General features: G+C 73.4%; 11 protein-coding genes. 5 read left to right on the forward strand and 6 right to left on the reverse strand.

What is annotated here, in order from left to right; all coding sequences use genetic code 11:
• Positions 1-70 precede the first annotated feature (70 nt).
• From ACZ5NJ_RS14840 to paaA, 5 genes are read right to left on the reverse strand one after another with little or no spacing between them, the layout of a single operon-like run.
• Positions 71-1,174: a 2Fe-2S iron-sulfur cluster-binding protein gene (locus ACZ5NJ_RS14840; RefSeq protein ID WP_468765229.1), complete on the reverse strand. Its 1,104-nt coding sequence runs from the start codon at positions 1,172-1,174 to the stop codon at positions 71-73.
• Positions 1,175-1,681: a 1,2-phenylacetyl-CoA epoxidase subunit PaaD gene (gene paaD, locus ACZ5NJ_RS14845; protein ID WP_468765231.1), complete on the reverse strand. Its 507-nt coding sequence runs from the start codon at positions 1,679-1,681 to the stop codon at positions 1,175-1,177.
• Positions 1,675-2,421, reverse strand: a complete 747-nt coding sequence (gene paaC / locus ACZ5NJ_RS14850; RefSeq protein WP_468765232.1) for a 1,2-phenylacetyl-CoA epoxidase subunit PaaC — start codon at positions 2,419-2,421, stop codon at positions 1,675-1,677. Before paaC ends, paaD begins: the two co-directional genes overlap by 7 nt.
• Positions 2,418-2,702, reverse strand: a complete 285-nt coding sequence (gene paaB, locus ACZ5NJ_RS14855; protein ID WP_042801229.1) for a 1,2-phenylacetyl-CoA epoxidase subunit PaaB — start codon at positions 2,700-2,702, stop codon at positions 2,418-2,420. Before paaB ends, paaC begins: the two co-directional genes overlap by 4 nt.
• Positions 2,699-3,703 (reverse strand): 1,2-phenylacetyl-CoA epoxidase subunit PaaA, encoded by a 1,005-nt coding sequence (gene paaA / locus ACZ5NJ_RS14860; protein ID WP_468765233.1) that lies wholly within the window; start codon positions 3,701-3,703, stop codon positions 2,699-2,701. The genes paaB and paaA overlap by 4 nt, the downstream gene beginning before the upstream one ends.
• Positions 3,704-3,851: 148 nt before the next feature.
• Here paaA and ACZ5NJ_RS14865 point away from each other — a divergent pair, with 148 nt between their 5' ends.
• From ACZ5NJ_RS14865 to ACZ5NJ_RS14875, 3 genes are read left to right on the forward strand one after another with little or no spacing between them, the layout of a single operon-like run.
• A complete protein-coding gene (locus tag ACZ5NJ_RS14865; protein ID WP_468765234.1) occupies positions 3,852-4,520 on the forward strand; it encodes a DUF5819 family protein in 669 nt (222 codons plus the stop codon).
• A complete protein-coding gene (locus ACZ5NJ_RS14870) occupies positions 4,508-5,704 on the forward strand; it encodes an HTTM domain-containing protein (protein ID WP_468765235.1) in 1,197 nt (398 codons plus the stop codon). The genes ACZ5NJ_RS14865 and ACZ5NJ_RS14870 overlap by 13 nt, the downstream gene beginning before the upstream one ends.
• Positions 5,705-5,714: 10 nt before the next feature.
• Positions 5,715-6,452 carry a TrmH family RNA methyltransferase gene (locus ACZ5NJ_RS14875; protein ID WP_468765236.1) on the forward strand — a complete coding sequence of 246 codons (738 nt, stop codon included), beginning with the start codon at positions 5,715-5,717 and terminating at the stop codon, positions 6,450-6,452.
• Positions 6,453-6,465: 13 nt separating this feature from the next.
• On the opposite strand, the gene paaN is transcribed toward ACZ5NJ_RS14875, so the two are convergent.
• A complete protein-coding gene (gene paaN, locus ACZ5NJ_RS14880; protein ID WP_468765237.1) occupies positions 6,466-8,148 on the reverse strand; it encodes a phenylacetic acid degradation protein PaaN in 1,683 nt (560 codons plus the stop codon).
• A 168-nt stretch (positions 8,149-8,316) separates the two neighbouring features.
• On the opposite strand from paaN, the gene ACZ5NJ_RS14885 reads away from it, so the two are divergent.
• Together ACZ5NJ_RS14885 and ACZ5NJ_RS14890 are read left to right on the forward strand one after the other, a co-directional pair.
• Complete coding sequence (locus ACZ5NJ_RS14885; protein ID WP_468765239.1) at positions 8,317-9,846, forward strand: 3-hydroxyacyl-CoA dehydrogenase; 1,530 nt, start codon at positions 8,317-8,319, stop codon at positions 9,844-9,846.
• Entirely contained in the window at positions 9,843-10,430 is a 588-nt protein-coding gene (locus ACZ5NJ_RS14890) for a TetR/AcrR family transcriptional regulator (protein ID WP_468765240.1), read from the forward strand. The genes ACZ5NJ_RS14885 and ACZ5NJ_RS14890 overlap by 4 nt, the downstream gene beginning before the upstream one ends.
• Positions 10,431-10,555: the final 125 nt, after the last annotated feature.

Consider the following 10,555-nt stretch of genomic DNA (forward strand, 5'->3'; position numbering starts at 1 on the left):
ATCCGGGTACCGAATCTGACGGGCCGTCAAGATAGAGCAGGCGGCGGCAAAAACACAGCCCGCCGGGGGCTCAGCGGTCGAAGTCGATCTCCACGTCCTCCGTCACCGGGTGGGACTGGCAGGCCAGCACGAACCCGGCCTCCGTCTCCTCCTCCTCCAGCGCGAAGTTGCGGTCCATCCGCACCTCGCCCGACACCACGAACGCCCGGCAGGTGCCGCAGACCCCGCCCTTGCAGGCGTACGGGGCGTCCGCGCGGTTGCGCAGGACGGCGTCCAGCAGGGACTCCCCGTCCCGCACCGGCCAGGTGCCCGAGCGGCCGTCGAGCCGGGCCGTGACCCGCCCGTGGGCCGCGGCCGGGGCCGAGGACCGTACGGGCTCCTGCGGGGCGGTCTCCTCCACATGGAAGACCTCCTCGTGCACCCGGGTCCGTACGACGCCCAGCGCGCCCAGGGCCCGCTCGGCGCCCGTCACCAGCCCGTACGGGCCGCACAGGAACCAGCCCGTGACCTCCCCCACGGGCAGCAGCGCCGGCAGCAGGGCCGTGAGGCGCGCCTCGTCGAGGCGCCCGGACGGCAGCCCGGCCTCCTGCTCCTCGCGGGAGAGGACGGTGACCAGCTGGAAGCGGTCGGGATGGCGGTCCTTGAGGTCGGCCACCTCCTCCAGGAACATCGTGGAGGCCGCCGTGCGGTCACTGCGCACCAGGCAGAACCGGGCGTCGGCGCGGGCCGCGAGCAGGGTCGCCGCGATCGACAGCACCGGGGTGATGCCGCTGCCGCCGACGATCGCCGCGTAGTGCGGGGAGGCCGGGGCGGCCGCCGGGTCCAGCACGAAGCGGCCGGCCGGGACCATCACGTCCAGCACGTCCCCGGCGGTGATCTCCTTGTGGGCGAAGGTGGAGAACTCGCCGCCCTCCACGAGCCGCACCCCCACCCGCAGCTCGGCCGGGCCCGGGCCGTCGGCGGCCGGGGCGGGGGAGCAGATCGAGTAGGTGCGGCGGACCTCGGCGCCTTCGGCGGGCCGCCGGCGGAGCGTCAGGTGCTGGCCGGGAGCGTGCCGGTACTCGGCGCGCAGCTCCTCGGGCACCGACAGGGTCAGCGCCACCGAGTCGTCGGTGAGCCGGTCGACCGCCGCCACCGTCAGGGGGTGGAACGCGCCGTGGCGGGGTGCGGCCATCTACAGCTCCTTGAAGTGGTCGAACGGTTCGCGGCAGGCGACGCACCGGCGCAGCGCCTTGCAGGCGGTGGAGGAGAACCGGCTGAGCAGCTCGGTGTCGGTCGAGCCGCAGTTCGGGCAGCGGACCGACAGGGTGAGCGGGACCGGCCCTCCGGCGGCGTGCGGACGGGGCGGGGCGATGCCGAACTCGGCGAGCTTGCGGCGGCCTTCGGCGCTGATGTCGTCGGTGGACCAGGCGGGGGACAGCACCGTGGTGACCCGCACCTCGGGTATGCCGTGCCCGGTCAGGACCCGCTGGATGTCGGCGGACATGGCCTCGATGGCCGGGCAGCCGGTGTAGGTGGGGGTCAGCAGCACCTCGGCGTGCCCGTCGTCATGCATCCGCACGCCGCGCAGGACGCCCAGCTCGGACAGGGTCAGCACGGGCAGCTCCGGGTCGGGGACGGTGCCGGCCAGCTCGGCCAGCTCCGCCTCCAGACGGGTGGTCCCGGCGGCGGCGGTCACCACGACGCCCCGGGGTGGCTGCGGTGCAGGTGCTGCATCTCCGCGAGGAGCCGCCCGAAGGACTCGGTGTGCAGGCCCTGACGGCCGGCTCCGGCGGCCCAGGCGCCCGTACGGGGGCCCTCGGGCAGGTCGAGCCCGGCCCGCTCCAGTACCGCGCCCAGGGCGGCCAGCCAGCGGGCCTCCAGGGCGGACGGGTCCACGTCGAGGCCGTCGACCGGGCGGAACAGCTCCCCGGTGTACTTCCACAGGGCGTCCAGGGCCGCGACCATCCGGCGGCGGCTCTCCTCCGTGCCGTCGCCGAGCCGCAGCGTCCACTGCTCGGCGTGGTCGCGGTGGTAGGCGGTCTCCTTGACGGCCTTGGCGGCCAGCGGGGCGAACGGGCCGTCACCGGCGGCCAGGTCCGTGTACAGCTCGTGCTGGTACAGCGAGAAGTACAGCTGGCGGGCGATGGTGTGGGCGAAGTCCCCGTTGGGCTGCTCGACCAGCTGGACGTTGCGGAAGGCGCGCTCCTCGCGCAGGAACGCCAGCTCGTCCTCGTCGCCCGCCATGGACAGCAGGACGCGGGCCTGGCCGAGCAGGTCGAGCGCGATGTTCGCGAGGGCGACCTCCTCCTCCAGGACCGGGGCGTGGCCCGCCCACTCGCCGAGGCGGTGGGAGAGGATCAGCGCGTCGTCCGCGAGGGAGAGGACGGCGGCCGTGGCCACGCCCGGCGTGGCGGTGTCGGCGGCGGTGTCGGCGCTCACAGGTGGCGCACCCCCTCGGGGATCTCGTAGAAGGTGGGGTGCCGGTAGGGCTTGTCGGCGGACGGGGCGAAGAACGGGTCCCGCTCGTCCGGCGAGGAGGCCGTGATCTCGGCGGAGGGCACGACCCAGATGGAGACGCCTTCGTTGCGCCGCGTGTAGAGGTCGCGTGCGTTGCGCAGGGCCATCTCCGCGTCGGGGGCGTGCAGGCTGCCCGCGTGCGTGTGCGAGAGGCCGCGGCGCGAGCGCACGAACACCTCCCACAGGGGCCAGTTCTGCGTCATGCCTGTACCTCTCGTCCGGTGCCGGTGTGCTTCTGCGCGTACGCCGTGGCCGCTTCGCGGACCCAGGCGCCTTCCTCGTGGGCCCTGCGCCGCTGGCTGATGCGCTGTTCGTTGCAGGGGCCGTTGCCCTTGAGCACGTCCCAGAACTCGGCCCAGTCGATGGCGCCGAAGTCGTAGTGCCCGCGCTCCTCGTTCCACTTGATGTCCGGGTCGGGCAGGGTCAGACCCAGCGACTCGGCCTGCGGGACGGCGATGTCCACGAAGCGCTGGCGCAGCTCGTCGTTGGTGTGCCGCTTGATCCGCCAGGCCATCGCCTGCGCGCTGTGGACCGACTCGTCGTCCGGCGGGCCGAACATCATCAGGGAGGGCCACCACCAGCGGTCGACCGCGTCCTGCGCCATGGCGTGCTGGGCCTCGGTGCCCTGCGAGAGGGCGAGGAGCAGCTCGTACCCCTGGCGCTGGTGGAAGGACTCCTCCTTGCAGACGCGGACCATCGCGCGGGCGTAGGGGCCGTAGGAGCAGCGGCAGATCGGCACCTGGTTGGTGATCGCCGCGCCGTCCACGAGCCAGCCGATGGCGCCGACGTCCGCCCAGGTCAGAGTCGGGTAGTTGAAGATCGAGGAGTACTTCTGCCGACCGGAGTGGAGCTTGTCGAGGAGCTCGTCGCGGCTGGTGCCGAGGGTCTCGGCGGCGCTGTAGAGGTAGAGGCCGTGCCCGGCCTCGTCCTGGACCTTGGCCATCAGGATCGCCTTGCGGCGCAGGGAGGGCGCGCGGGTGATCCAGTTGGCCTCGGGCTGCATGCCGATGATCTCGGAGTGGGCGTGCTGGGCCATCTGCCGGACCAGGGAGGCGCGGTACTCCTCGGGCATCCAGTCGCGCGGCTCCACGCGCTCCTCCGCCGCGACGGCGGCGTCGAAGGCCGCCCTCAGCTGCGCGCCGAGGTCGGCGGCCTCTGCGTCCGCCCCGCCCGACGTCCCCGTCTCCGGAGTCACTGCGACCATCACGGCTCCCTGTCCGAATCTGCGTCCGAGCCCGCCCGTCCGCCCGACCGACCGATCGTTCGGTTCATGCTCTTCAATGGTGAGACGGCGGCCCGTAGGGTGTCAACCTCTGTGGGCAACCCTGTGGACGCCGGATGATCGGGACGGGATGGATTCGAACGAGCGCGAGCGCGAGGACGAGCCCGCCGCCGCACCTCCCCGGGCGTCCGGGATCGCCGGCCTGTCCCTCCCGTACCGGGTCCTCGCGGCGCTGGTCCTGGCGGCCCTGGCCGTCACCGCCTGCCTGCACCTGGGCCTGGTCTTCCTGCACGTCGCGCCGTCCAACACGCTGAGCAAGCGGCATGCCGCCCTGGTCGACGGCTGGGTCTACCCGGAGTTCGAACAGAACTGGAAGCTCTTCGCCCCCAACCCCCTCCAGCAGAACATCGCCGTGGAGGCCCGCGCCCAGGTCCGCGACCGGACCGGCGCCCTCGTCACCACCGACTGGCGCGACCTGTCCGCCGAGGACGCGGCCGGCATCCGGCACAACCCGCTGCCGAGCCACACCCGGCAGAACGAGCTCCGCCGGGCCTGGGACTTCTTCACCGGCTCCCACGACGAGGACGGCAAGGCGCTGAACGCCGAGCGAGGCGAGCTGTCCGAGGCGTACCTGAAGCGGATCGCGGGCCGCCGGCTGGGGGCGGGACTGTCCGACGGGGACCGGATCGTACGGGTCCAGCTGCGCTCGGCGACGCGGGCCGTGGCGGCGCCCGCCTGGAGCACGGAGAAGACCGACACCCAGACGTACTACCGGGAGCTGCCGTGGTGGACCGTCTGAGGCGGGCGCTCGCGCGGGTCAGCGGGGAGGCCCTCGGCCCGTACCAGAGCGCCGTCGTACGGATCGGCTTCGCCGGGACCTGGCTGTTCTTCCTGCTGCGCGAGTTCCCGGACCGGCACGAGCTGTACGGGCCCGACGGGTCGTGGAGCTGGGAGCTCGCGCAGCGGCTCGTCTCCGGGAACCATGCCTTCACCGTGCTGCTGTGGTCCGCATCCGGGTGGTGGTTCGAGCTCGTCTACGGCCTCGCCACGGCGGCGAGCGCGCTGCTGGCGCTGGGCTGGCGGACGCGGGCGACGTCGGTGCTGTTCATGGCCGGGGTGCTCTCGCTGCAGAACCGCAGCGTCTTCATGGGGGACGGCGGGGACAACGTCGTCCACCTGATGGCGATGTACCTGGTGCTGACGCGCTGCGCCCAGGTGTGGTCCCTCGACGCCCGCCGGGCCCGGCTGCGGGGCAGCGCGTCGGCGGGTGCGGCGGGGCCGCTGCTGTGGGCGGTGCTGGGCGCGGTCCTCGCGTACGGGGGCGTGAGCGGGCGGCTGAGCGGCGGGTGGACGGCCGTGTTCGCTGCGCTGTGGACGGGCGCGGCGCTGTGGTGGCTGGTCGAGCGGTACGAGCCCGGGGGCGAGCGGCGGGCCGCGCTGGACGTGTTCGCGAACCTGCTGCACAACGCGGGGATGCTGGTGATCATGGCGGAGGTGTGCCTGATCTACGCGACGGCGGGCTGGTACAAGGTCCAGGGGTCCCGTTGGCAGGACGGGACCGCGCTGTACTACCCGCTGCGGCTGGATTACTTCAGCCCCTGGCCGGAGCTGTCGGGGGTGCTGGCCGGGAGCGGGGTCGTGGTGATGCTGCTGACCTACGGGACGGTGGCGGTGCAGGTCGCGTTCCCGTTCACGCTGTTCAACCGGCGGGTCAAGAACGTGCTGCTGGGCGTGATGATGCTGGAGCACGCGGGGATCGCGGTGCTGCTGGGGCTGCCGTTCTTCTCGCTGGCGATGATCGCCGCCGACGCGGTGTTCCTGCCGACGGGGCTGCTGGCGTGGGTGGGCGCGCGGGCGGCCGCGCTGCGGGTGCCGCTGCGCGGAGCTCCTCCCCGCCCCGCCCTTTCTCCGTATCCCGCCCAGCGCCTCGAACGCCGGCGAGGCCGGACAGTGCCGGCGGAGCCGGACGGCGGCGGGCCTTAGGGTCGGGGGCATGAGTGATGCGGTGCGGGAGTGGGCGGCGTTCGCCGGGCGGGACGACGTCGTGTTGCTGGACGGGTTCCACGCCCTGAAGCACGCCCTGCGGTTCGGGGCCGAGGTGCTGGCCGTCGTGGCCGAGGAGCCCGACGCCGTACGGGGGCTCGCCGCTGAGCTCGCTCCCGACGTGGAGGAGGCGGTGGCCCGGCTCGTCCGGCAGGGGGCGCTCAAGGAGCTGCTGCCCCGGGTGCACCCCACCGGTGTCGCGGCCCTCGCCGTACGGCCCGACCGGGCGGCCGGGCGGGCCGCACTGGCGCGGACGCCCCGGCCCGCGCCCGTCGTGCTGCTCGACAACCCCCGCAACCTCGGCAACGTCGGCGCGGTCGTCCGCCTCGCCGCCGGCTTCGGCGCCACCGGCGTGGTCACGCGCGGCGACCTCGACCCCTGGCACCCCAACGTGGTGCGCGCCGGGGCCGGGCTGCACTACGCGACCACCGTGGACCGGCTGGAACTGGAGGAGCTCCCGCCCGGGCCCGTGTACGCGCTCGACCCGGAGGGCGAGGACATCCGTGCCCTCACCCTCCCGGACGACGCCCTGCTCGCCTTCGGCTCCGAGCGCCACGGGATCTCGCCCGAGCTGCGGGCCCGGGCCGATCACCTGGTCTCGCTGCCGATGCGGCCGCAGGTCTCCAGCTACAACCTGGCCACCAGCGTGGCCATGACCCTCTTCCACTGGGGCGGCCCCCGCCCCTGAGGGCCCCTGGGGGCTACGCCTGGCGGCGGACCTCCACCACGCGGAAGCGGTTCGCGACGAACGCGCCGTCGCACAGGGCGGCGTTCGCCGCCGGGTTGCCGCCCGAGCCGTGGAAGTCGGAGAAGGCCGCGGTCTGGTTGACGTAGACCCCGCCCGTCAGGTTCAGCGACAGCTGCGCCGACTCCTCCAGGCAGACCTCCTCGATCGCCCGCTCGGTGTCCGCGGAGGTGGTGTAGGCGCCGACCGTCATCGCGCCCTTCTCCCGCACCGTGCGGCGCAGCAGCTCCAGCGCGTCGGCCGTGGAGTCCACCGCCACCGCGAAGGAGACCGGGCCGAAGCACTCCGACAGGTACGCGGCCTCCGGGTCCGGCTTGCCGGCGTCCAGCTTGACGATCACCGGGGTGCGCACGACCGCGTCCGGGAACTCGGGGTTGGCGACCTCGCGCGAGGCCAGCGCGACCTCGCCCAGTCCGGCCGCCGCCTCCAGGCGGGCCTTGACGTCCGGGTTGACCAGGGCGCCCAGCAGCGCGTTGGCCCGGGCGTCGTCGCCCAGCAGGCCGCCGACGGAGGCCGCCAGGTCGGCGACGACCTCGTCGTACGACTTGTGGCCGGCGTCGGTCTCGATGCCCTCGCGGGGGATCAGCAGGTTCTGCGGGGTGGTGCACATCTGGCCGCTGTAGAGGGACAGCGAGAAGGCCAGGTTGGACAGCATGCCCTTGTAGTCGGAGGTCGAGTCGACGACGACCGTGTTGACGCCCGCCTTCTCCGTGTAGACCTGCGCCTGGCGGGCGTTGGCCTCCAGCCAGTCGCCGAACTCCGTCGAGCCGGTGTAGTCGATCAGCTTGATCTCGGGCCGGACCGCGAGGGTCTTGGCGATGCCCTCGCCCGGCCGCTCGACGGCGAGGGCCACCAGGTTCGGGTCGAAGCCCGCCTCGGCGAGGACCTCGCGGGCGACCTTGACGGTCAGGGCCAGCGGGAGGACGGCGCGCGGGTGCGGCTTGACCAGGACGGCGTTGCCGGTGGCGAGGGAGGCGAACAGGCCGGGGTAGCCGTTCCAGGTGGGGAAGGTGTTGCAGCCGATCATCAGCGCGATGCCGCGCGGCACGGCGGTGAAGGTCTTGCCGAGCTCCAGCGGGTCGCGCTTGCCCTGCGGCTTGGACCAGTCCGCCTGGCCGGGGACCCGGGTCTGCTCCTCGTACGCGTAGGCGACGGCCTCCAGGCCGCGGTCCTGCGCGTGGGGGCCGCCCGCCTGGAAGGCCATCATGAAGGCCTGGCCGCTGGTGTGCATCACCGCGTGCGCGAACTCGTGCGTACGGGCGGAGATGCGGGCGAGGATCTCGATCGAGACCAGGGCGCGGGTCTCGGGACCGGCGTCCCGCCAGGCGGCGATGCCGGCCTTCATCGCGGGCAGCAGCACGTCCACGTCGGCGTGCGGGTACTCCACGCCGAGCTCCGGGCCGTACGGGGAGACCTCGCCGCCGGTCCAGCCGTCGGTGCCGGGCTGGTCGAGGTCGAAGCGGGTGCCGCGGACGGCCTCGAAGGCGGCGAGCCCGTCGGCCGGGGCGGTCTCCCCGTAGGCCTTGGGATGCTCGGGGTGCGGGGACCAGTAGGCGCGGCTGCGGATGGCAGCGAGCGCCTGGTCCAGGGTGGGCCGGTGCTTCTCGGTGAGCTGGGAGAGGGTGAGCTCGGCGGCCATCAGGGACCAACTCCTCGTTGAGCCGGGCAGGATCAGGCTGGTTCGCAGCGTGAGATCAGGCAGGGGCGGGTGAAGAAGAGCAGACTGGAGTTAGAGTAACCGAACGATCGGTCGGGACAAGAGGGCCCGGCAGGACCTGTGGACAACCCGGTGCGGGAGGATCAGGACATGACAGCAATCGAGCGGTCCCGCACTGTGGCGGTCATCGGCGCCGGCACCATGGGACAGGGCATCGCCCAGGTGGCCCTCCTCGCAGGTCACCGCGTGCTGATCCACGACATCGACGGCGCCCTCGCCGCCACCGGCGCCGGCCTCGTGCGCGACCGGGTCGAGCGGATGGCCGCCAAGGGCCGCCTCGACCGGGCCGAGGCCGAGGACGCGGCCGGGCGGATCAGGGCGGCCGAGGACCTCGCCGACCTCGCCGACGCAGCCCTCGTCATCGAGGCCGTCGTGGAGGACGTCACCGTCAAGCGGGCCCTCTTCGCGGCACTCGAAGAGGTGGTTCCGCAGGACGCCCTGTTGGCCACCAACACCTCCTCCCTCTCCGTCACCGAGCTCGCCGCCGGCCTCGCGCACCCCGGCCGCTTCCTCGGCCTGCACTTCTTCAACCCGGCCCCGCTGCTCCCCCTCGTCGAGGTGGTCAGCGGCTCCGCCACCGACCCGGCCGCCGCCGAGCGCGCGTACCGCACCGTCCTCGGCTGGGGGAAGACCCCGGTCCGCTGCGCCGACACCCCCGGCTTCATCGTCAACCGGATCGCCCGCCCCTTCTACGCCGAAGCCTTCGCCGTGTACGAGGAGCAGGGCGCCGACCCCGCGACCATCGACGCCGTCCTGCGCGAGAGCGGCGGTTTCAGGATGGGCCCGTTCGCGCTGACCGACCTGATCGGCCAGGACGTCAACGAGGCCGTCACCCGCTCGGTCTGGGAGTCCTTCTTCCGCAGCCCCAAGTTCACCCCCTCGCTCGCCCAGCGCCGGCTGGTCCAGTCCGGCCGCCTGGGCCGCAAGTCCGGGCACGGCTGGTACCCGTACGGCGACGGCGCGCAGCCGCCCGCCCCGAGCACCGCCGGGCCCGAGGAGGCGCCGGAGAAGGTGACCGTCGTCGGCGACCTCGGCCCGGCCGCCGTCCTGGCGGACCTCATCGAGGAGGCCGGCGTCGCGGTGACCTCCACCGCGCACGGCGGCCCGTACATCCAGCTGCCCGGCGAGGGCCAGCTGGTGCTCGCCGACGGCAAGACCGCGGTCGAGTTCACCGACGTCGTCTACTTCGACCTCGCGCTGGACTACCGCGAGGCCACCCGCATCGCCCTGTCGGTCAGCGAGGACACCAGCGAGCGCACCCTCGCGGAGGCCGTCGGCCTCTTCCAGAGGCTTGGCAAGCAGGTCTCCGTCATCGGCGACGTCCCCGGCATGATCGTCGCCCGGACCGTCGCCATGCTGATCGACCTCACGGCCGACGCCGTGGCCCGCGGGGTGGCCTCCGCAGAGGACATCGACACCGCCATGCGCCTGGGCGTCAACTACCCGCTGGGCCCGTCCGAATGGCACGCCCGCCTCGGCCGGGACTGGGCGTACGACCTGCTGCACCACCTGGACGAGCGCTGTGCCGGCGGCCGCTACGCGCCCTCGCTGGCCCTCTTCAAGCTGGGCTACGCGGACGACGGCGACGCGGTGGACGAGGAGCGGGAGGGCACCGGATGACCACGGCCAGGCGCGACACCTACACCCCCGAGACGCTCCTGTCGGTGGCGGTGCAGGTCTTCAACGAGCGCGGCTACGACGGCACGTCCATGGAGCACCTCTCCAAGGCCGCCGGCATCTCCAAGTCCTCGATCTACCACCACGTCGCCGGCAAGGAGGAGCTGCTGCACCGGGCCGTCAGCCGGGCGCTGGACGAGCTCTTCGCCGTGCTGGAGGAGCCCGGCGCCCTGCGCGGCCGGGCGGTCGCGCGCGTCGAGTACGTCACCCGCCGCACCGTCGAGGTCCTGGTCGCGGAGCTTCCGTACGTCACCCTGCTGCTGCGGGTGCGCGGCAACACCCGCACCGAGCGCTGGGCGCTGGAGCGCCGCCGCGAGTTCGACCACCAGGTCGCGGAGCTGCTCAAGGCCGCCGCCGCGGACGGTGACCTGCGGTCGGACGTGGACATCCGGCTGGCCACCCGCCTGCTCTTCGGCATGGTCAACTCGCTGGTCGAGTGGTACCGCCCGCACCCGGGCACGACCCCCGACCAGCTCGCGGACGCGGTGGTCAGCATGGCCCTGGACGGCCTGCGCGCGAAGGCGTAGCCGAGGGCGGGAAAAGCGGAAGGGGGCGGGGGGGGGGGGAGCCCCGCCCCCCCCCCCCCCCCCCCCCCCCCCCCTCCCCCCCCCTCCCACGACCGGACCCCAAACAAGACAGGGTCCCACCAGTC

The sequence above is a fragment of the Streptomyces sp. NPDC032091 genome, from assembly GCF_055580265.1.